The organism is Kinneretia sp. DJ1R-11 (assembly GCF_025717595.1).
In the GTDB taxonomy this organism is placed as follows: Bacteria; Pseudomonadota; Gammaproteobacteria; order Burkholderiales; family Burkholderiaceae_C; genus Paucibacter_A.
Map to the genome: position 1 here is coordinate 91,018 of NZ_JAJIRR010000001.1, position 25,374 is coordinate 116,391.

General features: G+C 65.7%; 21 protein-coding genes. 9 read left to right on the forward strand and 12 right to left on the reverse strand.

The annotated features are described in order from the left end of the window. Positions 1 to 32 precede the first annotated feature (32 nt). On the forward strand, positions 33 to 1,166 hold the full coding sequence (locus tag LNV23_RS00395; RefSeq protein ID WP_263561121.1) for a serine hydrolase domain-containing protein: 1,134 nt from the start codon (positions 33 to 35) through the stop codon (positions 1,164 to 1,166). A 179-nt stretch (positions 1,167 to 1,345) separates the two neighbouring features. Here LNV23_RS00395 and LNV23_RS00400 read toward each other — a convergent pair whose 3' ends face one another. The 3 genes from LNV23_RS00400 to LNV23_RS00410 all read right to left on the reverse strand — a co-directional run bounded on the left by LNV23_RS00400 (position 1,346) and on the right by LNV23_RS00410 (position 3,520). Continuing rightward, the gene (locus LNV23_RS00400; protein ID WP_263561122.1) at positions 1,346 to 1,717 is read right to left on the reverse strand and encodes a hypothetical protein; all 372 of its coding nucleotides are present in this window, start codon (positions 1,715 to 1,717) and stop codon (positions 1,346 to 1,348) included. A 177-nt stretch (positions 1,718 to 1,894) separates the two neighbouring features. Continuing rightward, the gene (locus tag LNV23_RS00405) at positions 1,895 to 3,121 is read right to left on the reverse strand and encodes a globin domain-containing protein (RefSeq protein ID WP_263561123.1); all 1,227 of its coding nucleotides are present in this window, start codon (positions 3,119 to 3,121) and stop codon (positions 1,895 to 1,897) included. Between the two features lie 51 nt (positions 3,122 to 3,172). Next, entirely contained in the window at positions 3,173 to 3,520 is a 348-nt protein-coding gene (locus tag LNV23_RS00410; RefSeq protein ID WP_263561124.1) for a hypothetical protein, read from the reverse strand. A gap of 129 nt (positions 3,521 to 3,649) precedes the next feature. Between LNV23_RS00410 and LNV23_RS00415 the strand changes: the two genes are divergently transcribed. Then, the gene (locus LNV23_RS00415; RefSeq protein WP_263561125.1) at positions 3,650 to 4,099 is read left to right on the forward strand and encodes an RrF2 family transcriptional regulator; all 450 of its coding nucleotides are present in this window, start codon (positions 3,650 to 3,652) and stop codon (positions 4,097 to 4,099) included. A 109-nt stretch (positions 4,100 to 4,208) separates the two neighbouring features. Here the strand turns inward: LNV23_RS00415 and LNV23_RS00420 are convergent, their stop codons facing one another. The 7 genes from LNV23_RS00420 to LNV23_RS00450 form a co-directional block, all read right to left on the reverse strand. Further along, positions 4,209 to 6,995, reverse strand: a complete 2,787-nt coding sequence (locus LNV23_RS00420; RefSeq protein WP_263561126.1) for a collagenase — start codon at positions 6,993 to 6,995, stop codon at positions 4,209 to 4,211. A gap of 446 nt (positions 6,996 to 7,441) precedes the next feature. After that, complete coding sequence (locus tag LNV23_RS00425; protein WP_263561127.1) at positions 7,442 to 8,623, reverse strand: acetyl-CoA C-acyltransferase; 1,182 nt, start codon at positions 8,621 to 8,623, stop codon at positions 7,442 to 7,444. Beyond that, entirely contained in the window at positions 8,613 to 10,445 is a 1,833-nt protein-coding gene (gene aceK / locus LNV23_RS00430) for a bifunctional isocitrate dehydrogenase kinase/phosphatase (protein ID WP_263561128.1), read from the reverse strand. Before aceK ends, LNV23_RS00425 begins: the two co-directional genes overlap by 11 nt. 70 nt (positions 10,446 to 10,515) lie before the next feature. Then, positions 10,516 to 11,196, reverse strand: a complete 681-nt coding sequence (gene can / locus LNV23_RS00435; RefSeq protein ID WP_263516735.1) for a carbonate dehydratase — start codon at positions 11,194 to 11,196, stop codon at positions 10,516 to 10,518. A 132-nt stretch (positions 11,197 to 11,328) separates the two neighbouring features. Beyond that, positions 11,329 to 12,252, reverse strand: coding sequence for a pyridoxal-phosphate dependent enzyme (locus LNV23_RS00440; protein ID WP_263561129.1), 924 nt, complete (start codon positions 12,250 to 12,252; stop codon positions 11,329 to 11,331). Then, positions 12,252 to 13,430, reverse strand: coding sequence for an isovaleryl-CoA dehydrogenase (locus tag LNV23_RS00445; RefSeq protein ID WP_263516732.1), 1,179 nt, complete (start codon positions 13,428 to 13,430; stop codon positions 12,252 to 12,254). The genes LNV23_RS00440 and LNV23_RS00445 overlap by 1 nt, the downstream gene beginning before the upstream one ends. Positions 13,431 to 13,608: 178 nt before the next feature. After that, positions 13,609 to 14,514 carry a LysR family transcriptional regulator gene (locus LNV23_RS00450; RefSeq protein ID WP_263561130.1) on the reverse strand — a complete coding sequence of 302 codons (906 nt, stop codon included), beginning with the start codon at positions 14,512 to 14,514 and terminating at the stop codon, positions 13,609 to 13,611. A 127-nt stretch (positions 14,515 to 14,641) separates the two neighbouring features. Here LNV23_RS00450 and LNV23_RS00455 point away from each other — a divergent pair, with 127 nt between their 5' ends. The 5 genes from LNV23_RS00455 (at position 14,642) to LNV23_RS00475 (ending at position 17,415) form a co-directional block, all read left to right on the forward strand. Beyond that, positions 14,642 to 14,992: an HPF/RaiA family ribosome-associated protein gene (locus tag LNV23_RS00455; protein ID WP_263561131.1), complete on the forward strand. Its 351-nt coding sequence runs from the start codon at positions 14,642 to 14,644 to the stop codon at positions 14,990 to 14,992. A 93-nt stretch (positions 14,993 to 15,085) separates the two neighbouring features. Next, positions 15,086 to 15,241 (forward strand): hypothetical protein, encoded by a 156-nt coding sequence (locus tag LNV23_RS00460; protein ID WP_263561132.1) that lies wholly within the window; start codon positions 15,086 to 15,088, stop codon positions 15,239 to 15,241. A gap of 56 nt (positions 15,242 to 15,297) precedes the next feature. Continuing rightward, a complete protein-coding gene (locus tag LNV23_RS00465; protein WP_263561133.1) occupies positions 15,298 to 15,720 on the forward strand; it encodes a TerB family tellurite resistance protein in 423 nt (140 codons plus the stop codon). A gap of 10 nt (positions 15,721 to 15,730) precedes the next feature. Next, positions 15,731 to 16,369: an exopolysaccharide biosynthesis protein gene (locus LNV23_RS00470; protein ID WP_263561134.1), complete on the forward strand. Its 639-nt coding sequence runs from the start codon at positions 15,731 to 15,733 to the stop codon at positions 16,367 to 16,369. 74 nt (positions 16,370 to 16,443) lie between these two features. Beyond that, entirely contained in the window at positions 16,444 to 17,415 is a 972-nt protein-coding gene (locus LNV23_RS00475; protein ID WP_263561135.1) for a sodium-dependent bicarbonate transport family permease, read from the forward strand. 6 nt (positions 17,416 to 17,421) lie between these two features. Here LNV23_RS00475 and LNV23_RS00480 read toward each other — a convergent pair whose 3' ends face one another. Then, the gene (locus LNV23_RS00480; RefSeq protein WP_263561136.1) at positions 17,422 to 17,898 is read right to left on the reverse strand and encodes a cyanophycin metabolism-associated DUF1854 family protein; all 477 of its coding nucleotides are present in this window, start codon (positions 17,896 to 17,898) and stop codon (positions 17,422 to 17,424) included. A 3-nt stretch (positions 17,899 to 17,901) separates the two neighbouring features. After that, complete coding sequence (locus LNV23_RS00485; RefSeq protein WP_505191011.1) at positions 17,902 to 20,190, reverse strand: cyanophycin metabolism-associated ABC transporter; 2,289 nt, start codon at positions 20,188 to 20,190, stop codon at positions 17,902 to 17,904. Between the two features lie 238 nt (positions 20,191 to 20,428). On the opposite strand from LNV23_RS00485, the gene LNV23_RS00490 reads away from it, so the two are divergent. Both LNV23_RS00490 and cphA read left to right on the forward strand, forming a co-directional pair. Further along, positions 20,429 to 22,624 (forward strand): cyanophycin synthetase, encoded by a 2,196-nt coding sequence (locus LNV23_RS00490; RefSeq protein ID WP_263561138.1) that lies wholly within the window; start codon positions 20,429 to 20,431, stop codon positions 22,622 to 22,624. Positions 22,625 to 22,685: 61 nt separating this feature from the next. Continuing rightward, on the forward strand, positions 22,686 to 25,265 hold the full coding sequence (gene cphA / locus LNV23_RS00495) for a cyanophycin synthetase (protein ID WP_263561139.1): 2,580 nt from the start codon (positions 22,686 to 22,688) through the stop codon (positions 25,263 to 25,265). Positions 25,266 to 25,374: the final 109 nt, after the last annotated feature.

A 25,374-nucleotide genomic window follows, 5' to 3' on the forward strand; every position in this document is an offset into this window, starting at 1 on the left:
GAACTCATGTCTGCCCTCAGGAGAATCGATCTATGTTGTTGTCGTTGCTGTTCCGCTCCATGGCTGCCTCCGCGCTGGTTGGCCTGCTGGGCCTGACCCAGCCGGCGCTGGCCCAAACCGATGCGGACCCCGTGCTGCTGGTCGCCCTGCAAGCATCCAAAACACCGGCACTGGCCTTGCTGGAGATGCGAGACGGCAAGGTCAGCCGTGAGGCAGTGGTGGGCCTGCGCCGCAATGACCAGACCGAGGCGGCCAAGCTGGATGATTTGTGGGCCACCGGCTCGGACGCCAAGCCCATGACCGTCGCCCTGGTGGCCCGGCTGGTGGACCGCGGCCTGCTGGCTTGGGACGCCCCCTTGTCCAAGCTCTGGCCGGCGCTGGCCCAAACGGTGCGGCCCGAATATGGGCAGATCACCTTGGCACAGCTGCTGTCTCACCGCGCGGGTCTGCCGCGCGACAGCAGCGACGCCGACTACTTCGCGGCCTTTCACGCCGACACCCGCCCCCTGCCCCAACAGCGCATGGACTATCTGCGCAAGGCGCTGAACGAGGCGCCGGTCGCAGCCGCCGGAGCCGGGCAACACTACAGCAACACCGGTTTCGTGCTGGCCGGCGCGATCGCCGAGACCGTCACCGGCGTGGCCTACGAGACCTTGATGCACCAAGAGGTCTTCGAGCCCTTGGGTATGAGCAGCGCCAGATTCGCAGCGACACGCCAAGGCCAGAACATGGGGCATCGCAATGGCCACCCGGTGGCCGAAAAATTCAGCACCGCCGAAGACGGCAACCCCCTGATGTACAGCCCCGCCGGCGCCGAACTGCACATGACGCTGCGTGACTGGGCCAAGTTCTGCCTGGATCAATTGGCCGGCGCCAAGGACCAAGGCAAGCTGCTCAGCAAGGCGGCCTATCGCAAGATGCAGACCAACACAGACGGCCCCAGAAGCGCACTCGGCTGGCTCGCTCCGCCCAGCATCATGGGCAGAAAAGGCCCCGTCTTGCAGCACAGCGGCTCCGACGGCAACTGGATGGCCTATGTGGTCTTGTTCCCCGAACAAGGCACCGGCGTGCTGGTGGCCGCCAACGCCGGCGAGGACATGGGCGCTGATGCAGCCGCCAAGGCCGTCTTGAAGGCGGTGCTGCCAGGCTTGAGCCCGGCGAACTGAAGGGTTTGGCGACGGGGCTGCAGGCAAGGCATGGCTGTGGGTCAAACGTCATGCCCAGCCCCTTGGAGCCGGAGAAGGTGAAGGCCAAGGGATCTGGCAGTTTGAAGGCTTGAACTCTGCGGCCTGCGCCTGGGCCGCGCCTTCTTGTCTTTTCATTGCACGCGCTTGCGCTCGCAGGCTCAGCGCTTCTTTGCCGACGAGTCAGGGCCGGGCTCCTGCTCACACTTCGCCTCAAACAGGCTGGCGCACATGGCCAGCACATCGGCCTGCGGCAGCGCCCCGAACTCTTGCTTCATCTTGAGCGAGAACTCCCGATACTCCGGTCTCTTGCGGGCCAGCGCTTCGGTGCGCGGGTCACCCTGCCACTCACAGGCATACGGCGGGCGCCGCAGCGCCTCGTAGCGGCCGGGCTTGGCCGAATCGGCCTGGCTACAGACCTCGATGCTCACATCCATGAAAGCCAGGGCTTCCGCTGTGGACAGGCCTTCCGCCCGAAGCGGCGTGCTCAAGAGCAGGGCCGACAGGGTGATGGCGATGGGTCTTGCGGACATGTGGGCTGCTTCCTTCATCTATGCAGAGATCCGCCTGGGAGTGGGGTGTGGCACTCTGCGGCGCAGAAGCCTAAGGCATATTTCACATGGCAATTCGTGCCATCGCAAAACATGGTGCCAGCCACACAGCTGACCGAACCCTGCTGCACCTGAGAGACCTTCCCCGGTCTCCAGGGATCATTGCAGGTCTCCGAAAAGATCGGGGCCAAACACCTCGTAGTGAATGCGGCTGCGATCGACTCCCTGGGCCAGCAGCGTGCGGCGCTGCGTCTGCATGAAGGCCATGGGTCCGCAGAGGTAGAAGTCAGCATCGTCAGGCCAGGCGCCCAAGCTCGGATGGTCGAGCGCCATGCGGCCCGGCAGGGCCCCAGCGCTGGCTTGCTCGCTGCCCTTCTCTTCCAGCCAGAGCTGGTAGCGGGCTTGCGGCAGGCGCGCCAGCGTGGACTCGACCTCCTCGCGCAGTGGGTAATGCTCGGGGCTTGATGCGGCATAAGCGAACACCAGCGGGCGCTCGGGCTGGGTGTGGGCGATGTGTTGGAGCATGGACGCCATGGGCGTGATGCCGACGCCGGCGCTGATCATCACCACGGCCTGCTGGCCGCTCCGGAGCTGGAAATCGCCCGCGGTGGGGCCCACACGCAACAGGTCGCCGACGCGGATGTGTTCGTGCAAGCGGGTGGAGACGCACCCCGCCGGACGCACGCCCTCCCCGCCCCTGCCGGCCTCGCCGCGCACGCGCTTGACGGTGATGCGCCAGACGCCTTCGCCGGGGCGGTTGGACAAGCTGTACTGGCGGATCTGGTTCAGACCCATCTCAGGCAGCGGCAGCGCGACGCTGAGGTATTGGCCGGGGGCAAAGGCCGGCAGCGGCTTGCCGTCTGGCGCTCGCAGGGTCAGCGTGAGGGTGTCTTCGCTGCTGGCCTGCAGGGCGCTCACCTCCAAGTCGGGCCAGGCACCGCCGACGCTCCAGTGACGTTCCTGGTAGAGGCGCGCCTCGCGGGCGATCAGATCGGAGGCCATCAGCCAGTAGGCCTCGTCCCAGGCGCCAGCGATGTCGGCGGTGATGGCCTCGCCCAGCACCTCGCCGATGCTGGCCAGCAGGTGCCGGCCGACGATGGTGTACTGCGCCGGCGTGATGCCCAGGCTGACATGCTTGTGGGCGATGCGGTCCAGCACGGGGCTGATCTGTAGCGGCTTGTCCATGTGCGCGGCATAGGCGTAGACAGCGCGGGCCAGGGCCTGGGCCTGCTCGCCCTGGGACTGATTGCTCAAATTGAACAGATTCTTCAGCTCGGGGTGTTGGCCCAGCATGCGTTGATAAAAGTGCCGGGTGATGGCTTCGCCATGTTCAAGGACAACTGGCAGGGTGGCTTCGATCCAGGGGCGCGCGGTGGTGGACAGCATGGGGCGGTTTCCTTAGAGAGTTGAGGGTGGGGCGAGGTGTCGAGGCGAAGCTCAGGTCGCGCGTGCCAGGGCGTCTTGGGCAGCCAGTCGGGCGACATAGCCCAGCTTGAACACGCCAGCCGCCACCGGAATGGCCAGATGGGCGACGATCTGCGCCGGCAGAGACAAGTAGTGCGCCAAGGGATAGGCCAGCACCACGGCCGCCGCCACCACCAGAGCGGAATAGCCCATGGCCTGGCGCGACCCGACGAGCAGACGGCCGGCATCCCAGGCCGGCGCAAGGGGCGCAGCAGCGGCGGATGGAAGCGCGGGTGCCACGAAGGCGCGGGGCGCACGCCGTGCCGGGGCGGCAGAAATCGGGGCGGGGCTGTAGGCATTCGAGAGTGCGAGCGATGACACGGCGTGAGTCCTTTGCTTGGGCTTGAATTTATAAGATTCATTTTGCATGAATCTTTAAGACTGCGGCCGACCAGGGTTATTGACTGGCAAGCAAAAGCCAGCGCTTCAGTGCTGAACTACCATGCGCGCATGCAGATCACCCAGCACACGGACTACGCCCTGAGGGTGCTGATCTACCTCGCCAGCAACGAGGAGCGATTGGCCACCGTGCAGGAAATCGCCGAGCGATTCGACATCTCCCGCAGCCACCTGACCAAGGTGGTGAACGGCTTGATCCGCAGCGGCTTTGTCGAAGGCCTGCGCGGCAAAGGCGGCGGCTTGCGCCTGGCCCGCCCCCCGGCCGAGATCGGCGTGGGCAATGTGGTCCGCCAGATGGAAGGCGAGCCCGTCCTGGTGGAGTGCTTCGGCGAGGAAAGCCTCTGCGTGCTCAGCAGCAACTGCCGGCTGAAAGGCGCCTTGAAGAGCGCTCTGAAGGCCTTCTTCGCAGAACTCGACGCCGTCACATTGGCCGATCTGGTGGGCAAACCGCAATGGCGCTTGATGCACGCGCCCACCCGGCCGGCGCCGCGCACGGTTTGAGCCGAAAAATTGGATCCAAGAAGGAAAAAAGCCAGCGGCCTCGAGGACCGCTGGCTGCATCACAGACTTCTCAAGCGGTCACACAGGAGTGCCGCGCTTGGCCTGAAGCTCAGTACTTGGTGCTCAAGCTGAGCCCGCTGAAGGCGGTCTTGCCGCTCACGGTCAGGTAGACATAACCCGGGGTGTAGACCGGCACCACCACCGACTCGGCGTTGCCGCTGTTGGTGGAGCGGTAGTTGTGCGAGCTCGGGCTTGCCCAGCCTTGGGTGTTGACGTACAGATCCGCATTGCCGCTGCCGCCACTGGTTTGGATGCGCAACTGCACATTGGGCTTGTCCACATAGATGTAGTAGTAACGCAAATCACCGGCGGCGCCAATCAGGCCGCTGCGCACGCAGCCATTGTTCATCTCATCACTGCGGCTCGGGCAGGTGCTCGGGGGCACAACAGACACGGTGAAGGACTGGCTCTTGGGTGGGTTGCTGCTGGCTCCGGCATTGTCCTTGACCGTCAAGGTGACGGTGTAGGTGCCGGCTGCAGCGAAGGTCTTGCTCGGGTTCTTGGCCGTGGAACTGCTGCCGTCACCAAAGCTCCAGGCCCAGCTGCTCACTGTGCCGTCGGCATCGGTGGAGCTGTCGGTGCAGCTCAAGGTCAGGCCCGATGCGGAGCAGCCGAAATTGGCCACGGGCGGTTTGTTGGCTGTGGCCGTCACGGTGACCTGTTGAGTTTTCGGCGGATTGCTGGCCGCGCCCTTGTTGTCCTTGACGGTGAGCGTGACCGTGTAGGTACCGGCCTGGCTGAAGGTCTTGCTCGGGTTCTTGACGGTGGAGGAGCTGCCGTCACCAAAGTTCCAGGCCCAGCTGGCGACCGTGCCGTCAGAGTCGGTGGAGGTGTCGGTGAAGTTGGCTGTCAGGCCTGAGGTGCTGAAGCTGAAGCCGGCAATGGGTGCGACGTTGGCAGGTGGCGTGCCATTGGCGCAGTTCACTCCGTTGGTGTTGACCGTGCCGAGCCAGCTGCGGAACTCGCTGTCGTAGCGGCTGCCGATGGTGCTCTTGAGGAAGCTGCGCGCGCCGGTCCAATCGCCTTTGCGGTAGAAGCCCAGCAAGGTGCTCACGTCGGCGCGATGGCGCTCCATCATGAAGCTCACGGCCAGATAGCCCCAACGGTAGACGCGGTCCTGGTTGCCGTAGTCGGTGTCGAAGAGCTGGTTGAGCGTGTAGGTGTAGCTGCCGGCCATGCTCAAGGCGTCGTCGTAGCGCTGGTTCAGGTAACAGTAGGCCACATGCTCGGCGAGGCCCTCGCTCCACCAAACCGTGGGCGTGCTCATATTGGCGGTGAAATCACCGTACATATCGAAGCGGCCATCGAGATAGTGGGTGTACTCGTGGTTCAGGTTCCAGACCTGGAAGCTGGGGCGCAGCCAGTCGGCCTCGTAGGCCACGAAGCGGGCCTGGTTGCCGGCCGCGGCCGGGTCGCCCTCGAGGTACATGCCGCCATTGTTGGTGTCCATGCCGAACAAGGCGCCGCCGTAGTCCTCGTAGTCGGTGGGGCTGTCGAACACGACCAACTCCAGGCTGCTGTTGAGGTCATTGGCCACGGGCTGGCGATTGGTTTGCAGCTTGTCGTGGAAATAGCTCTCCTGGTTCACGACGGAAGTGCAGGTGTTGGTCTGCTCGGCCGCCGTCATGGACTGAGCGCGCAGGGTCAGGCTGGGGCTGCAGGTCTTGCGCAAGGGCAGGATGGCCGCCTCGGTGCGTGCTTTCCAGTTGCAATTGCCGTAGTAGTTGCAGTTGCCGGCGTCGTAATAGTCCGTCATGTCGGCCAGGCCGACCCAGACGCCGCCCGAAGGCGTGTTCAGGCTGCTGCGCGTGGCCAGCCCTTGCACCAGAGGCCGCACCGTGGGCTTGAGGCTGGCGTACTGCAAGAAACGGGACAGTTCGCGCGAGGCGTTCTTGGTCAGGAAGGCGTTGTCGGTGCCCAGCAGGTTCCAGTTGCGGCTGGCGAAATCGCTGAGCGCGTAGACGGTGGAGCTGTCGCTTTGAACAGCCTGCTGGAAATCGGCCTCCTGGTGGCCGCGGAACAGCACTGTGAAGGCGTTGTTGGCGGCGTTGCGCATATTCCAGGAGCTGTTCCAGCTCGCGCTGTAGTCATTCAGCAAACGGCGCACCACCCAGAGGTAGCGGGCGTTCTGCACCGAGGAGTCGATCAGGATGACCGCCTCGGAGAGCGTCTCGCCATTGGCATCGCTGTTCTGGAAGATGTAGGCATTGTTGAACAGGGTGTCCAGCGCGCCCTGCAACGATGTTTTCAGGCCGGTGCCGTAGCTGCCCACATCGGCCGAGTTGTAGTACTGGACGTAGTAGCCGGCGCGCAGGTACAGCACCAGATTGGCCGCGCCTTGGCTGTTGTTGCCCTGGTAGCTAGATGCATAGCTGCGCAGGCCGTCGGCCACGCTGCGCATTTGCGCTTCGCTGAAGGCGCTGCGGGCATTGCTGCCGGTGAAGCCAAAGGCCTCGTTGACGCAGTCCAGCGTGCTGGCGCGGATCGCATTGACCAAGGCCCCGCCTGTGTTGCGGGTGAAGATGCCGGTGTCGCAGGCGGCTGCCGTGGCCGAGGCGGCCTTGGCGGCCGCCTTGCGCTGCGCATCGGCCTTGCTGGTATCGCGCAGGTGGTCCAGCGAGCTGGGCGTTGGCGCGCGGTCTTTGGCGCTGAGCGGCTTGCGGGCGGGCAATCGCTCGGCCTCACGGCTGGGTTGAGGGGCGAGTTGTGAGCTCGTTTTCGCGGACGTTTGTGCAGACGCTTCTGGGGCCGTTTGAGGGGCGGCATGGGCCAGGCTCGCCAGGCTCAGGCCGTAGGCCAGGGCCAGGCTGACGCCGGCCAGGTTGGGGGTTCTCATTGCTTGTCTCCGTTGTATCTGGGATTCGCCCAAGTACCGAAAAACCATGCCGCGGTCATGCCGCAACAGGCTTCGCACTTGAGCCCGCTGCCCTGCGGCGCCGGCACCGCAAGGCCTACCAACGGGTCAAAGCACCGCGCATGTGCATCCGCTGGAATAGATATATTGAAGATATGTGTGCGATATTCATATCTGGTTAACCCCAGATTCCAACGGAGGAAGCGCTGTGGTATTTGCCGATGAGCTTGTGCGTCAGGCTCGGGGCAAAGGGCTCTGCGCGAGATGAGACACCTCACCTAGACCGGGTGCAAAGGCCGCACAAGCAGGCGCGCGCACCAAAGCAAAAAGCCAGCGGACTCTCGACCACTGGCTTTTGCTTTACCGCTGATTTTCCAGGTTATCCCAGATCAGCTGAAAACGGCAGGCTCATCGGCCTGCGCGGAACTTCACAGGAGTTCCACACCCATGGCGGTGGCCTCACCACCACCAATGCAGAGCGCCGCCACGCCACGCTTCAGACCGCGGTGCTTGAGCGCGCCGATCAGGGTGACCAGGATGCGGGCACCGGAGGCGCCGATCGGGTGGCCCAGGGCGACAGCGCCGCCGTTGACGTTGACGATCTCGTGCGGCAGCTTGAACTCGGCCATGGCCGCCATGGTGACAGCGGCAAAGGCTTCGTTGACTTCCCAGAGGTCGACGCTCTTGGCATCCCAGCCGTTCTTGTCCAGTAGCTTTTGGATGGCGCCGACAGGGGCGGTGGTGAACCACTCAGGGGCGTTAGCATGCACGGCGGTGCCGACGATGCGGGCGATGGGGGCCAGGCCCAGCTTGGCGGCCGTGCTTTCACGCATCAGCACCAGGGCGGCGGCGCCGTCGGAGATGGAGCTGGAGGTGGCGGCGGTGATGGTGCCGTCCTTCACAAAGGCGGGCTTGAGGCCGGCGATCTTGTCCAGCTTGGCCTTGAAGGGCTGCTCATCGCGGCTGAACACCGTATCCACGCCACGGTTGCTGACGGTGACAGGGGCCATTTCCCAAGCGAAGCTGCCGTCTTCATTGGCACGCTTGGCGCGCTCGGTCGAGGCCACGGCGAATGCGTCTTGCGCTTCGCGGGTGAAGCCGTATTTGCTGACGCAGGTTTCGGCAAACACGCCCATGGCCTTGCCACGCTGGTAGGCGTCTTCCAGGCCGTCCAGGGCCATGTGGTCGTACATCTGGGCGGCGCCGTACTTCACGCCCTTGCGCGCGAACATCAGGTGCGGTGCATTGGTCATGGACTCCATGCCACCGGCGATCAGGATGTCGGCGCTTTCGGCCTTCAGCGTGTCATGGGCAAACATGGTGGCGCGCATGCCGGCGCCACACATCTTGCTCAGTGTGACCGCGCCGACCGACTGCGGCAGGCCGGCCTTGAGCACGGCTTGGCGGGCGGGGGCTTGGCCCTGGCCGGCCATCAAGCAATTGCCAATGAAGGCTTCCTGGATGGCATCACCCGGCACGCCAGCGCGCTCGACGGCGGCCTTGATGGCCACGGCCGCCAGTTCCCAGGCTTGCAGGCCGGCGAAATCACCGAGCAGGCCGCCGATGGGGGTGCGGGCGGCGGAAACGATAACGATGGATTCAGTGGACATGAGAATCTCCGGTTAGGGGTGAAGGGGCGAAAGTCAAAAGGGATCCCTCAGCGAAGACGCGAAGAAAGCGCCGCTGCGGGTCGTAGGGAAAAACGTCGTGCACATGGCCGTCCAGCGTGCGCTGCTGGTGGCGCTGCCAGAACTCGGGGTCGAGCAGATCGGCGTGGTGGCGCATGAAGACTTCGCGCACGCCGGGGTGGCCGAGCAGGAAGGGGCCGAAGGTCTCGGGGAAGACATCGCGCGGGCCGACCGCGTACCAGATCTCGCCGGACATTTCTTCTTCCTCGTTGCGCGGCGCGGGAACACGGCGGAATTTGCAATCCGTCATGTACTCGATTTCGTCGTAGTCGTAGAACACCACCTTGCCGTGGCGGGTGACGCCGAAATTCTTCCACAGCATGTCGCCGGGGAAGATGTTGGCGGCCAGCAGGTCCTTGATGGCATTGCCGTACTCGATCACCGCATGCTCCAACTGCGCGGGCGTGGCCTCTTGCAGATAGATATTGAGCGGCACCATGCGGCGCTCGATGTAGACATGGCGCAGCACCAGGTGCTCGCCGCCTTGCTTGTCACCTTCTTCTTCCAGCAGGCTGGGGCAGAAATGGCGCAGCTCGGCCAGCAGCTCCTCGTCAAAGCGGTGGCGTGGCAATGCGACGTTAGAGAACTCCAGTGTGTCGGCCATGCGACCGACACGGTCGTGCTGCTTGACCAGCAGGTACTTGCTCTGGATCAGCTCGCGCGTGGTGTGTTCCTTCTGCGGCGGGTAGAAGTCCTTGATCAGTTTGAAGACAAAGGGATAGCTGGGCAGATCGAACACCAGCATGACCATGCCCTTGATGCCGGGGGCGATGCGGAACTTGTCGCTGGAATGACGCAGATGGGCGAGCAGGTCGCGGTAAAACAGGTTTTTGCCGTGCTTTTGCAGGCCGATGGCGCTGTAGAGCTCGGCGCGCGGCTTGCGCGGCATCAGCGAGCGCAGGAACTGCACGCAGGCGCTGGGCACGGCCATGTCCACCATGAAATAAGCGCGGGCGAAGCTGAACAGCATCAGGAGATCGTCTTCGCCGAACAGGGCGGCGTCGATGCGCAGCAGGCCCGATGGCTCGGCATGGAGGATGGGCAGGGCAAACGGCGTCTCCGTGAAGCCGTTGATGATCTTGCCCACCAGGTAGGCGCCCTTGTTGCGGTAGAACAGGCTGGACAACACCTGAATCTGGAAGTTGGCGCGCCAGCGGAAATCACCGAGCTGACGCTGCACCGCTTGCAGCACCAGATCCACATCGCGGCCCAGGTCTTCGAACTCGACATCGAGCTGGAAATTGGTCAGCACCCGGCACCAGGTGTCGCGCAGGTTCTGCGGCGTCGGGTAGTAGGCGCGGTAGGTGGCGCGGGCGGCGGGCTCCTCGTTCTCGATGTACTCGGTGGACACGGCCGGGCGCACGAAGAGAAAGGAATTGTGGAAGTAGCCGCGATGCAGGATGCGGGTGCAGACCGAGTTGAAAAAGGTCTCGGCCAGCTCGGGCTGGAGGTGGTCGATCAGCAGGCCGATGAAGTGCAGCTTGACCTGCTGCCAGACATCCATGGCCAGCTGGCCGACCTGGAAGCGCGCTTCCAGCAGGGCCACGGTTTCGTCCACCCGCTGCTCGTAGAACTCGATGCGCAGGGCCTGCGCGCGCTGCTGGCCTTGCCAGTCGGCGCGCTCGAAGCGCTGCTTGGCGGCGGCGCTGGTGGCGCTGAAGAGCTGGTAGTGGCGGTCAAAGCCGCCGAGCAGGGTCTGCGCGATCTCGAAGGCACGGGCGTCGGTCAGCTTCTGCGGAAACATGGACAGGCGCGCCGGGCTGGGACGAGAGAATCAAAAGGACTGAGTCGATGCAGCAAGCCGCCGCGGCGACTCAGGCCGCCGGCTGGAGGCGCGCGGCCTCGTAGCGATGCTTGACGGCGGCCAGCGCGCGCTGGAAGGCGGGCGCCACCTGATCGGCCGAGGCGGCCGTGATTCGCAGATCTTCCAGCAAGCCGTTGTGCAGGCCGTAGACCCAGCCGTGCACGACGATCTCCTGGCCGCGCGCCCAAGCGTCCTGCACCACCGTGGTCTGGCAGGCATTGCGGGCCTGCTCCAGCACATTGAGCTCGCACAGGGCGTTGACGCGCTGCCGGGCGTCGATGCTGTCCAGCCATTCGCTGTGGTGGTTGCGCACGTCCTGCACATGGCGCAGCCAGTTGTCGACCAGGCCGGTGCGCGCATCCAGTAGCGCCGCTTTCACACCGCCGCAGTTGGAATGGCCGACCACGATGATGTGCTTGACCTTGAGTGCATCGACGGCGAACTGCATGACCGACAGGCAGTTCAGGTCCGAGTGCACCACGACGTTGGCCACATTGCGGTGCACGAACAGCTCGCCCGGCAGCAGGTTGACCAGCTCGTTGGCCGGGACACGGCTGTCAGCGCAACCGATCCACAGGTATTGCGGCGTCTGTTGCTTCAGCAAGCGCGAAAAGAAACCCGGTTCACGCAGCTCGGTATCCGCCGCCCATTGCTTGTTGCTGTCCAGCAGTTCTTGAAGTTCGGTGCTCATAGGGTTCGCATTCTGATCTTGTTGCACTGCAGCAAGCTGACATTCTCGCTGCTGTGCCATCGGCTGTGGCTGAAGCCAAGAACAGATCGGGTCAGCGCTCGTACACAGAGAGGCTGCATAGAGACCATGGGCTCAGGCAGCTCGCCAGCGCTGCAGCAACTCCACACTCACACCCACCCCACCACAAACTTCCACCAGCGGCCGCTGGAAGCGCGCAAACACCTCGGGATGGGCGCTCAGCGCGGCCAAGGCGGCACCGCAAGCGGGCTCGACCATCACGCGCATGGCATCGGCAAAGCGGACGCAGGCGGCGGTGGCCTGGGCGTCGCTGACGGTCAGGCTGATCGTTGGGTGAACCTGGGCCAGGCGCAAGGCCTCATCGGCGACCCGGCGCGCACCCAGCGAGGTGGCCACCGAGCTGATGGCCGGCAGGGTGACGGCCTGGCCGGCCTGCAGGCTTTGGCTGAAGCTGTCGGCACCGACGGTCTCCACAGCAATCACCGGCACCTGGTGCAGGCCACGGCGTTGCAAGCCCTGGGCGATGCCGCTGTACAAACCACCGCCGCCAACGGCGGTGACCACAGCGTCGAAGTCCAGGCCTTGGTCCAACACCTCGTCGATCAGGCTGGCATGGCCCTCAAACAGCAGGGGGTGGTCAAAGGGGTGAACGTAGGCCGCGCCGCGCTCTTCAGCCAGGGCGGAGGCGAAGCGGTGCGCCTCGTCCCAGACCGCGCCGTGACGCAGCACCTGGGCGCCACGCGCGGCAATCAGCTCAGCCACGGCGGCGCTGCTGCTTTCCGGCAGCACGATGGTGACGGGCAGGCCCAGCGCACGCGCCGCGTAGGCCGCCGCAAAGCCAGCGTTGCCGCCCGAGGCGCAGACGATCTCACGCGCGCCGTTCTGCGCCGCCTGCTGCACCAGCCGCCCCACGCCGCGCAGCTTGAAACTGCCGCTGGGCTGCAGCGCATCCATCTTGAGCCAGACCTCGGCTTGAGGGAACAAGCCCGGTGCCGCACGCAGCAGCGGGGTATTCAGGTGCAGCGCGTCCAGACGCATCACATGGTCTCGGCAAACAGCTCGCGGCCGATCAACATGCGGCGGATCTCCGAGGTGCCTGCACCGATCTCATACAGCTTGGCATCGCGCCAGAGGCGACCCAGCGGGTACTCGTTGATATAGCCGTTGCCGCCGAAAATCTGCACGCCTTCGCCGGCCATCCAGGTGGCTTTTTCGGCGGTCCACAGAATCACCGAGGCGCAGTCCTTGCGGACTTGGCGCACATGCTCGGCGCCCAGCAGGTCGAGGTTCTTGGCCACGGTGTAGGCAAACGAGCGACCGGCTTGCAGCACGGTGTACATGTCCGCGACCTTGCCCTGGATCAGCTGGAATTCGCCAATGCTTTGGCCGAACTGCTTGCGGTCGTGGATGTAGGGGATCACGTTGTCCATCACGCTTTGCATGATGCCCAGCGGGCCGCCGGTCAACACGGCGCGCTCGTAGTCCAGGCCCGACATCAGCACCTTGGCGCCACCGTTGACGGCACCCAGCACGTTCTCGGCCGGCACTTCCACGTTTTGGAACACCAGCTCGCCGGTGTGGCTGCCGCGCATGCCCAGCTTGTCGAGCTTTTGCGCGATGCTGAAACCCGGCATGCCCTTCTCGATCAGGAAGGCGGTGACACCGCGCGCGCCCAGCTCGGGCTCGCTCTTGGCGTAGACGACCAGAGTGTCGGCATCGGGGCCGTTGGTGATCCACATCTTGTTGCCGTTGAGCAGGTAGTAGCCGCCCTTGTCCTCAGCCTTGAGCTTCATGCTCAGCACGTCGGAGCCGGCACCGGGCTCGCTCATGGCCAGCGCGCCGACATGCTCGCCGCTGATCAGCTTGGGCAGGTACTTGGCTTTTTGCGCGGCGTTGCCGTTGCGCTTGATCTGGTTGACGCACAGATTGCTGTGCGCGCCGTAGCTCAGGCCCACCGAGGCGCTGGCGCGGCTGATTTCTTCCATGGCGATCATGTGGGCCAGATAACCCATGTTCGCGCCGCCATACTCCTCGCCGACGGTGATGCCCAGCACGCCCAGGTCACCCATCTTGCGCCACAGGTCCATGGGGAACTGGTCGCTGTGATCAATCTCGGCCGCACGCGGCGCGATCTCGGCCTGCGCAAAGTCACGCACGGCGTCACGCAGCGCGTCGATGTCTTCACCAAGTTGGAAATTCAGGCCGGGCAAATTCATGGGTGTCTCCAGGATCTCTAAATTGGGGTCAGAGTCATTTTCGCTTTGTCCGGTCGACACCTGAGGGCACCAGACCGGGCGGCAGCCGGCCATGGTAAGCCGGGCCCCGAACCGGCACCAGCGCCGACTCGGACTTCGTTTGATTGACGTTTACGTAAACGTTAACCGCCTACGGATTCTAGTCGCCAGCAGGCAGCGTCGGAGCATGGCCGGGCAGCAGTTTTTGCACCAAGGGGTGGCTGACCTTTTTGTCGGCCGCGATGGCAAAAAACTGCTCCTCCACCCCTTCGCAGGGGCCGACGCGGCGCAGCTCGTAGCGGGCCGTCAGCTTCTCGTGCATCAGCTCGGCGGCAGGAAACACGCCCAGGCCGCCGGCGCCAAACGTGGCCAGCAAGGCGCTGTCTTCAAACTCACCGGCGATGCGCGGGCGCAAGCCCTGGCGCTCAAACCACTGATCGATGCGAGGCCGCACCGCCGAATGGTGAATCGGCAGCAGCACCGGCACCTGCGCCAGCGAGGCCGGGAAATTGGCCGCCGCCTGCTCGAACCAGACCTCGGGCGCATACCAGGCCAGGGGCGAAGCGCCGAGCGAATGGCTGTAGACCTTGAGGCTGGGGTTGGGCGGCGCGGGCCGGTCGGCCAGCACGACATCGAGCCGGTGCAGAGCCAGGTCGCTGAGCAAACCGTCGAATTGATCCTCGTGGCAGTAAAGCCGCAAATTGGGCTCATGGGTCACCGGCATCAAGAGGCGGCGCACGGCCAGCTTGGGCAGGCCGTCGGAGATGCCCACCGCCAACCGGACCACAGGCGCGCTGGCGGCATCGCGCACCACGTCTTCCAACTGCTCACCGAGCTGAAAGATGGCGTCGGCCTGACGCAGCGCCGCATGGCCCGCCTCGGTCAGCGCAACGCCACGACCGGCAGGCTTGAGCAAGGCGTGGCCGAGGCTGCGCTCCAGCTCGCGCACCTGGCTGCTGACCGTCTGAATCGCCATGCCCAAGCGCTCGGCCGCGCGTGACATGCCGCCTTCCTTGGCCACCACCCAGAAGTAGTAGAGGTGTTTGTAGCTGAAACCGAGGCTCATGAACGCGCTCCGACAGGCATGCGGTTATTTCCGTTTTTTAGGAATGACTTTGAAGTATTGTCTGCTTTTTAAGAAAACAGGATGCACCTAAGCTCCGCACACCCTGAACCCAACCCGGAGGTCTGTCATGCAAGTGCATTTTGAATCCCGCGATCCCGAAGGCGCCCAGCTGCGCGAACTGGTCGTCGAGCGCCTGCGTTTTGCCTTGCGCCGGATTGATCTGCACCCCGCCAGCGCGCACATCAGCTTGAGCGACGCCAACGGCCCGCGCGGCGGCGTCGACAAGCGCTGCACCCTGTCCTTGAACGCACAGGGCGCCGGACATCTGGTGATTCACGCCAGCGCCAGCTCCTGGCGCGCCAGCTTCGAGTTGGCCCTGGCCCGGCTGGCCCGCAGCCTGGTGCGCGCTTGGCAGCGCCAGCGCAGCCATCCACGCCAGAACAACAAGCGCTTGCTGTCCGCGAGCTCCGCGGAATGAATGAACAAATAAACGAAGGCCACGGCCGGCATGCCCTCCCCGCTGCCGGCCGATGAGCAATCACCCCCAAGTCCTATAGAAAGCCCACCGATCATGACCCAAGCCGCTTTGGCCCTGTCCATCCTCGCAGCCGCCGTCCTCTACGCCGCCGCGCACGAGTACTTCGCCGAGAACCGGCGCGACGCGCGCCTGCTGGCCGGCGTCGGCGGCAGCGGCGTGGTGGCGAGCCTCGGCTTGCTGCTTGCCTGAACCCCAGCAACACCCCCATTCGCCTCGCCCTCAAGCCCACCCAAGGAGCCCTCACCATGCGCAGCTACCCCCGCAACAGCCCCGAAGCAGCCGCCCGCATCTTGTCGCTGGCGGCCTTGTCCGATGGCCACCTGTCGCGCATCGAGATCGAGACCATCGCTGGCACCGGCGCCTGCGAGCAACTCGGCCTGAGCCGGGACCGAATGCAAGAGGTGCTGCACGGCTTTTGCGAGGACCTCCTGGAGGCAGAACGCATGAGCTGGGCCGAGGTCTGCCAGCTCGACCCGAAGACCCTGGGGCAGCTGATGGCGGAAGTCGATGACCCCGCGCTGCGCCACAAACTGCTTCGCCTGTGCGTGGCCGTGGTCGAGGCCGATCACATGATCACCGACGGAGAGGCGCTGGTGCTGCTGGCCGCGGCAGAACACTGGGGCTTGAACGAACACCGCTTGCCTGCGGAACTAGAGCAAACGCACTGATTCGATGGATATGTCCGAGGCGAACACGCACGCACGCGGCCTGCGCCTGGCATGGCGCCTGCGCAGGGCCTCTTGCCGGCTGCCTGAACAAGGCCTGACCCTGAGCGAACTGGCGGATCTGCATGGGCCGGCGGCGCCAGGTAGCTTGCTCATCTTGCTCGCCGCGCCCTGCCTGCTGCCCATCCCCGGAGTCGGCACCGTGCTCGGCCTGAGCCTGCTGACGCTGGCAGCCGGGCTGTGGCGCGGCAAAACCCATCACGGCCTGCCGGAGCGCGTGGCTCATCTGAACCTGTCCGCCGATTGGGCCAGGCGGGTGTTGCGGGTCCTGGCGCAATGCCACGGAGCCACCGAAGGCTGGGTCAAGGCGCGAATGGGGCCTGGGGCTGCGAAGCCTGGGCGGCGCTGGCTGCCTGCGATCGTGGCCTTGATGGCGCTGCTGATCGTCTTGCCCATTCCCTTCGGCAATTTCTTGCCTGCGCTGAGCTTGATTCTGGCCGGCCTCGCATTGACGGCCCGCGACGGCTTGGCGCTCACGGCCTCTTATGTTCTGGCCGCACTATCCACCGCCTTCGGCGTCGGCGTGAGCGTGCTGGGGTTGTTTTGGGGCAGCGAGCTGCTGCTCTGGCTGGGTGGCTGGCTCCAGGTCTAAGTTCTTGAACTGCGCTTACCCGCAAGGGGCTTTACGATGGTTGCCGCAACCCTTGCTTTGAAAGTGGCGCCTTGATGCAGAGCTTCCTCGACCCCGCCATCCTGTTTTTCGTCTTTGGCTTGTTCGCCGGCGCGATCAAATCCAATCTCGAAATCCCGCCGCAGATCTCGCGCTTTCTGTCGCTCTATCTGCTGATGGCCCTGGGGCTCAAAGGGGGTTTTGCACTGGCCAAGTCGGGCCTGACGGCCGAGGTCAGCGTCAGCCTGGGACTGGCCCTGCTGCTGGCCGTGCTGGTGCCGGCCATGGGCTATTTGCTGCTGCGCCGCTGGCTCTCGGGCTTTGATGCCGCAGCGATTGCAGCGACTTACGGCTCGGTCAGCGCAGTCACCTTCATCACCGCCGTCCAACACCTGGACAGCCATGGCGTCGCCTTCGGCGGGCATATGGCGGCGGCCATGGCGCTGATGGAGTCGCCGGCCATCATCATGGCGGTGCTGCTGGCCAATCTCGTGCGACGCAAGCAACAAGGCAGCAGCGCCAGCACGGCCTCGCCAGGGCCACTGTCCAAGGTGCTGCACGAGGCCCTGACCGACGGCGCCCAGCTGCTATTGATCGGCGCCATGCTCGTGGGCCTGATGACCGGGGAGGCCGGTGAGGCGGCGATGAAGCCTTTTGCCGGCGACCTGTTCAAAGGCATGCTGGCCTTCTTCCTGCTGGACATGGGCTTGCTGGCCGCGCGCCATATGGGCGGCCTGCGCCAGCAGCCGCCGCTGCTGATCGTCTACGCCCTGGGCGCCCCCCTGGTGCATGCCAGCATCGCCCTGGGCCTGAGCGTCCTGTGCGGCCTGAGCGCCGGCAACGCCGGCCTGCTGATGGTGCTGGCGGCCAGCGCCTCCTACATCGCCGTCCCGGCGGTGCTGCGCCATGCCATCCCCGAAGCAAACCCGGGGCTCTACTTCGGCATGTCGTTGGGACTGACTTTTCCCTTCAACATCTTGTTCGGCATTCCGCTGTACACAGGCCTGGCCCAGCGAGTGCTTAGCTGAAGGCGATCACAAGAATCGTTCAAGCAGCTTGCGCGATTGCCGGTCCAGGGCGAAACGGTCCTGAATCAGAAACTGCAGGCCGTGGCTGCTGGCAATCAGCAGACGGCCTTCGCCGAGACGGCGGATTTCTTCTTCGGTGCGCAGGATGAAGCTGGCTTCGCCGCGGTCGGTTTCCACCGTCCACTGGCTGGGCGTGGAGAAGGTGGACACGCTCTTCAAACGCGTCACGCGCGGCATGAAGTCGCGGCTGGCCAGCTCGGCCTCAAGCAGTTCACGCTCGGCCGGCGGCAGAGCCGAGAGGCGCTCGACCCAGGCCAACTCGTGGCCATCTGAGCCGACCAGGGACAGGCCCTCATCGGGCGCCGAGATCGGGTGCGCACGCACCGGCACCACGCCCTCGTGCACCGTGCCTGCGGCATCGGTCAGGATCAGGCGGCCGAAGCTGTCGCGCTCAATCTTCTGAAAATTCTGGGGGCTGCTCATGGCTCAGGCTCCTGCAGTATGGGCGGACAGATTGGGTGGGATCACCGACATCTCGTCGCCCCCCTCCACGCGGCGCGCCTGCGCCTCGTACAGCCGCCAGTAGGCGCCCTTCTTCTCCATCAACTCGTCGTGCGGGCCGACCTCGACCACCTGGCCGCGATCCATCACCACCAGGCGGTCGGCCTTGCGCAGGGTGGACAGACGGTGGGCGATGGCAATCGTGGTGCGGCCTTGCACCAGGTTGTCCAGGGCCTTCTGGATTTCCTTCTCGGTCTCGGTGTCCACGGAGGAGGTGGCTTCGTCGAGGATCAGGATCCGCGGGTCGATCAGCAGGGCGCGGGCGATCGAGATGCGCTGACGTTCGCCGCCACTCAAGCCCTGACCCCGCTCGCCGACCAGGGAGTCATAGCCCTGAGGCAAACGCAAGATGAACTCATGGGCATGGGCTGCACGGGCGGCGGCGACGATCTCTTCGCGGCTCGCGTCGGGCTTGCCATAGGCGATGTTCTCGGCAATGGTGCCGAAGAACAGGAAGGGCTCTTGCAGCACCAGGCCGATGTGGCGGCGGAAATCGGACACGGCAATGCGGCGCAGGTCGACGCCGTCGACGCGGATGCCGCCTTCCGTCACGTCGTAGAAGCGGCAGATCAGGTTGACCAAGGTACTCTTGCCCGAGCCCGAGTGACCGACCAGGCCGATCATCTCGCCCGGCTTGATTTCCAGACTCAGGCCACGGATGACGGCGCGGTTGCCGTAGCGGAAGCCGATGTCCTGGATCTGTATGGCACCGGTCACGCGCTGCAGGGGCACCGGGTTGACCGGGTCCGGCACATTCGATTGGTGGTCGAGGATGTCGAAGATGCGCTTGGCGCCAGCGGCAGCCTTCTGAGTCACCGAGACGATGCGGCTCATGGAATCCATGCGGCCGTAGAAGCGGCCGATATAGGCCAGGAAGGAGGTCAGCACACCGACGGTGATGCTGCCACCGGCCACCAGATAGATGCCGAAGGCCCAGACCACCAGCAAGCCCATTTCGGTCAGCAGGGAGACGGTGGGGCCAAACAGGCTCCAGGTCTTGTTGAGCCGGTCATTGACCTTGAGGTTGTTCTGGTTGGCGTCCTTGAAACGGGCGGCTTCGCGCTTTTCCTGGGCAAAGGCTTTGACCACGCGGATGCCGGGGATGGTGTCGGCCAGCACGCTGGTGACCTCGCCCCAGACACGGTCGATCTTCTCGAAACCGGTGCGCAGGCGGTCACGCACCAGGTGGATCATCCAGGCGATGAAGGGCAAGGGCAGCAAGGTCGCCACGGCCAGCCAAGGGCTGATGGACACCATCATCACCGTGATCATCACCAGCATCAGCACATCGGTGATGAAGTCCAGCGCGTGCAGGGACAGGAAGACGCTGATGCGGTCGGTTTCCGAGCCGATGCGGCTCATCAAGTCGCCGGTGCGCTTGTTGCCAAAATACTCGAGCGACAGGTTCAGCAGATGCTCGAAGGTGGCGGTGCGCAGATCGGCAGCGATGCGCTCAGACGCCAGGGCCAGGATGTAGGTCTTGGCCCAGCCCAGCAGCCAGGACACCAGGCCGGCGCCGAACAGGCCGCTCAGGTAGAAAGCCACCAGCCAGGGGTCAATCTTGTGGCCTTGCTGGAAGGGGATCAGCACCTCGTCCATCAAGGGGCGGTAAAGGTAGGGCCCAACCAGGGTGGCGGCCGTGGAGCCCAGCATCAGCAAAAAGCCGGCCAGCAGCTGGCCCTGGTAGGGCTTGGCGAAGCGGCTCAGGCGCAAGAGCACCCAGGTGCTGGGCGGCGTGTGCAGTTCGCGAGCGCAGGTGGGGCATTCCTCGCTTTCGGGCGGCAAGGGCGCCTGGCAGCTGGGGCAGAACTCCAGCTCTTCGACCTCGGTCTTGGGCGGCTCGTCACGCTTCTCAAACGCCTCTTGCCAGCGCTGCGCCTGCAAATTGATCTGCAGGGTGAAGCGCCACTGGGCCAGCCGGCCGCTGGCGTCCACCAGATCGAGGCTGCCGACGCCGGCATGGTCGTGGATTTGCATGGCCAGCTCCGGGCGCAGCGGCCACTCCGACCAGCGCTGTTCCGCAGGGTCATAGGCCAGTAAACGCTCCGAAGTGAGGACCAGCAGGCCGCGTGCGAAGTGCATGCGGGCATCCAGGTCAACCTCCAGCTGGGCTTTGACGTTCTCTCCTGGTCGCAGCCGCGCAAGCATGGCCGCCCACTCCGGGTGCTGCAGCGCGGGCTGAGAAGAGGATTCGGGGTGAGCGTGATCGTGCATTGTTGTTGGAGCCCGGGGCTGTGCCCGGGGAAAGATACGGAAGAAGCCCCGGGCCAAAGCTGGATTCTCGCTCACACAGGCCGCCAGGCTGTGGCCCGGCCCGGGCGTTGCAGCCAGGAAACGCGCCACCGCCCCTTGCCGCTGACAGCCCTGCGCTGAGCGCACAATTGCGGCCTGCCGCACACTGCAGCACTGCTGCCCCGAACCAAGCACTCGGCCCTGACCCGGCCCGCCATCCATGAGCAAGACCCGCAAAGACGACATCCAGCTGCTGCGCATCAACTACCTGCGCGGCCCGAATATGTGGACCTACCGCCCGGTGCTGGAAGTCTGGCTCGATCTGGGCGAGCTGGAAGCCTTCCCCAGCAATCTGCTAGACGGCTTCACCCCGCGCCTGACGGCCGCCCTGCCTGCCCTGGTCGAGCACCACTGCGGCGTGGGCGAGCGCGGCGGCTTTCTGCAGCGCCTGGAAGAAGGCACCTGGTGCGGCCACATCCTGGAGCACATCGTCATCGAGCTGCTCAATCTGGCCGGCATGCCCACCGGCTTCGGCCAGACCCGCTCGACCAGCCAGGCCGGCGTCTACCGCATGGTGTTCCGCGCCCGTGACGAAAAAGTCGCCCGCAGCGCCCTGGCCGAGGGCCACGCGCTCTTGATGGCCACCATCAACGACGAGCCCTTCGATGTCAACGCCGCCGTGGCCCGGGTGCGTGACGAGCTCGATGACTCCTACCTCGGCCCCTCGACCGCCGCCATCGTCGCCGCCGCCACCGACCGCCGCATCCCGCACATCCGCCTGAACGAAGGCAATCTGGTGCAGCTGGGCCATGGCGCTCGCCAGCGCCGCATCTGGACGGCCGAGACCGACATGACCAGCGCGATCGCCGAAGGCATCGCCAGCGACAAGGACCTGACCAAGAACCTGCTGAAGGCCGTGGGCGTGCCCGTGCCGGAAGGCCAGGCCGTCAAGACCCCGGCCGAGGCCTGGGAAGTGGCCCAGGACCTGGGCCTGCCCGTGGTCGTCAAGCCCAGCGACGGCAACCATGGCCGCGGCGTGACCCTGGATCTGCAGACCCAAGCCGATGTCGAAGCCGCCTTCAAGGTGGCCGACGAAGAAGGCTCCGAGGTGCTGGTCGAGCGCTACATCCGCGGCAACGAGCACCGCATCCTGGTGGTCGGCGGCCGGGTGGTGGCCGCTGCTCGCGGCGAGGCCGCCTGGATCAGCGGCGACGGTCTGCAGACCGTGCGCCAGCTGGTCGACAGCCAGATCAACACCGACCCGCGCCGCGGCCTGACCGAAGACTTCCCGCTCAACCGCATCACCCTGGGCGAAGACCCGGTGGTGATCCTGGACCTGCAGCGGCAAGGCCTGACCCCTGAGTCCGTGCCGGTCGCCGGCCGCCAGGTGCTGATCCAGCGCAATGGCAATGTCGCCATCGACTGCACGGCCGAAGTCCACCCTGATGTGGCCCACGCCGTGGCCCTGGCCGCCCGCGTGGTCGGCCTGGACATCGCCGGCGTCGACCTGGTCAGCGAAGACATCTCCAAGCCCATGGCCGAGACCGGTGGCGCCATCGTCGAGGTCAATGCCGGCCCGGGCCTGCTGATGCACCTGAAGCCGGCCGCAGGCAGCCCGCAGCCGGTCGGTCAGGCCATCATCGACCACCTGTTCGCCGAGGACGAGACCGGCCGCATCCCCGTGATCGGCGTGGCCGGCTCGCGCGGCAGCCACACCATCAGCCGCCTGGTCGCCTGGCTCTTGCACTTGAATGGCCGCCATGTCGGCCTGGCCTGCCGCGACGGCCTGTTCCTGGGCACGCGCCGCGTCGAGCGCAAGAACAGCGCCCGCTGGGACGCCGCCCACCGCCTGCTGATGAACCGCGGCGTCGATGCCGTGGTGATCGAGAACAGCGCCGCCAGCGTGCTGCGCGACGGCCTGGCCTATGACCGCTGCCAGGTTGGTGTGGTCACCGATATGGGTGGCATCGAAGGCCTGGCCGAGTTCGATGTGCACAGCGAAGACCAGCTCTACAAGGTCTTGCGCACGCAGATCGATGTGGTCCTGTCCGAAGGTGCGGCCGTGCTCAATGCCGATGTGGCGCGCCTGCTGGACATGGTCGAGCTGAGCGACGGCGACGTTGTGCTCTACGGCCTGGACGGCAGCGCCGAAGCCCTGAGCAGCCACCGCGAGCAGGGCGGCCGCGCCGTCTTCCTGCAAGGCGGTGCGGCGGTGCTGGCCCAAGGTCACTCGGAAACCGTGGGCGCCAATGTCGACGCTCTGCTGCGCCGCTTTGCCGCCAGCCCGGCCGGCGCTGGCGCCGAGGTCGATGCCGCCACCGTGCTGGCTGCCGTGGCCACGGCCTGGGCCGTGGGCATTCCGCCCGAGCTGATCTCGGCCGGACTGGACACCTTCGTACTTGAACTGCAGGCCTGAGCGAGCACCGCCCGCTCGGCTCGACGCACCCCACACTCTCCAAAGCCCTGGAACCAGCACCATGGAAGTTTCCCGTACACGCGCATTGCGCGGCCCCAATATGTGGAGCCGCCACACGGCCATCGAAGCGGTCGTGCACTGCACGCCGGCCGAGCAGTCGATCGCCGACATGCCCGACTTTGAAGCCCGGCTGCGCGCCCTCTTCCCCAGCATCGGCGCCCTGCGCCCCGCCAGCGCCCAGCGCACGCCCATCAGCCTGGCCCATGTGCTGGAACAGGCCACCCTGGCCCTGCAAGCCCAGGCCGGCTGCCCGGTGACCTTCAGCCACACCCACATCACCTCCGAGCCTGGCAGCTACCAGGTGGTCATCGAGTACAGCGAAGAAGACGTGGGCCGCATGGCCTTCGAGGCCGCTTGCAAGCTGGTGGAAGCGGCGCGTGATGGCGGCAGCTTCGATGCCGATGCCGTGCTCAAGGCCTTGCAGGATCTGGACGAAGACGTGCGCCTCGGCCCCTCGACCGGTTCCATCGTCAACGCTGCTGTGGCGCGCGGTGTGCCCTACCGCCGCCTGACCCAGGGCAGCCTGGTGCAGTTCGGCTGGGGCGCCAAGCAGCGCCGCATCTGGGCCGCCGAGGTGGACGCGACCAGCGCCGTCAGCGAATCGATCGCCCAGGACAAAGACCTCTGCAAGCGCCTGCTGCTCTCGGCCGGCGTGCCGGTGCCGACCGGCCGCCCGGTCAGCTCCATCGATGACGCCTGGGATGCCGCGCTGGAAATCGGCCTGCCCGTCGTCGTCAAGCCGCAGGACGGCAACCAGGGCAAGGGCGTGACCGTCAATGTGGTGACGCGCGAGCACATGGAAATCGCCTACAAGGCCGCAGACGAAATCGGCCAGGTCATGGTCGAGAAATTCCTGCCCGGCAGCGATTACCGCCTGCTGGTGGTCGGCGACAAGCTGGTCGCCGCCGCCCGCCGCGACCCACCGCATGTCATCGGCGACGGTCAGCTGACCGTCAAGCAACTGGTCGACAAGGTCAATGCCGACCCCAAGCGCGGCGATGGCCACGCCACCTCGCTGACCAAGATCCGCTTCGACGACATCGCCGTGGCGCGTCTGACCCAGCAAGACCTGACCCCGGATTCGGTGCCGGAAAAAGGCCAGCGCGTGATCCTGCGCAACAACGCCAATCTGTCCACCGGCGGCACCGCCACCGACGTGACCGATGACGTGCATCCGGACGTGGCAGCGCGCGCCATCGCCGCCGCGCAAGTCGTGGGCCTGCATGTCTGCGGCGTCGATGTGGTGGCCGAAAGCGTGCTGCGCCCGCTGGAAGAGATCAACGGCGGCATCGTCGAAGTCAACGCCGCGCCGGGCCTGCGCATGCACCTCTCGCCGTCCTACGGCAAGGGCCGCAATGTCGGCGAGGCCATCATTGCCCACCTCTACGGCCATGGCCACAAGAGCGAGGACGGTCGCATCCCCGTGGTCGCCGTCACCGGCACCAATGGCAAGACCACCACCTCGCGCCTGATCACCCATCTGTTCGCCACCTGCGGCCTCAAGGTCGGCATGACCAACACCGACGGCGTCTACGTCGATGGCCGCCAGATCGACAGCGGCGATTGCTCCGGCCCCAAGAGCGCCCGCAATGTGCTGATGCACCCCGATGTAGAAGCAGCCGTGTTCGAGACCGCCCGCGGCGGCATCTTGCGCGAAGGCCTGGGCTTTGACCGCTGCCAGGTGGCCGTCGTCACCAACCTCGGCGCCGGTGACCATCTGGGCATGAACTTCCTCAACACCGTGGAAGAGCTGGCCCTGGTCAAGCGCGTGATCGTGCAGAACGTGGCGCCCAACGGTTATGCCGTACTGAACGCAGCCGACCCCATCGTCGCGAACATGGCCGGCACCTGCCCGGGCCAGATCATCTTCTTCGCTGCCGACCGCCACCACCCGCTGATGGCCACCCACCGCGCCCAGGGCAAGCGCTGCGTCTATGTGGACGGCGACCAGTTGGTGGCCGCCCAAGGCAGCTGGCGCGAGCACATCCCGCTGCGCGACATCCCCATCACCCGCAGCGGCGCGATCGGCTTCCAGGTCGAGAACGCCATGGCCTCGGTGGCCGCCGCCTGGGGCGTGGGCCTGGACTGGGACACCATCCGCCGCGGCGTCGCCAGCTTCGCCAATGACGCCGACAACGCGCCCGGCCGCTTCAACGTCATGGACTACCGCGGCGCCACCGTGATTGCCGATTACGGCCACAACGCCGACGCCATGCGCGCCCTGGTGGCCGCCGTCGAGGCCTTGCCGGCCAAGCAGCGCTCGGTGGTGATCAGCGGCGCCGGCGACCGCCGCGACGAAGACATCCGCGAGCAGACCGTCATCCTGGGCGGCGCTTTCGACGACGTCTTCCTGTTCCAGGACGCCTGCCAGCGCGGCCGCGAAGACGGCGAGGTCCTGGCCCTGCTGCGCCAGGGCCTGGAAGGCGCCAGCCGCACCCGCCACATCGAAGAGATCCGCGGCGAATTCATCGCCATCGATGCAGCGCTGGCGCGCCTGCAGCCGGGTGACCTCTGCCTGGTGCTGGTGGACCAAGTGGAAGAAGCCCTGGCCCATTTGGCTCAGCGCATCCAGGCCGGTTGATCGGCATTTCGGTCCAGCCCCGAAGCCGGCGCCACACGCGCCGGCTTTTTTCTGCGCTCAGCAGCTGCACTACGCGTATGCTGCGTGCATGCGCACTTTGACTCCCTGC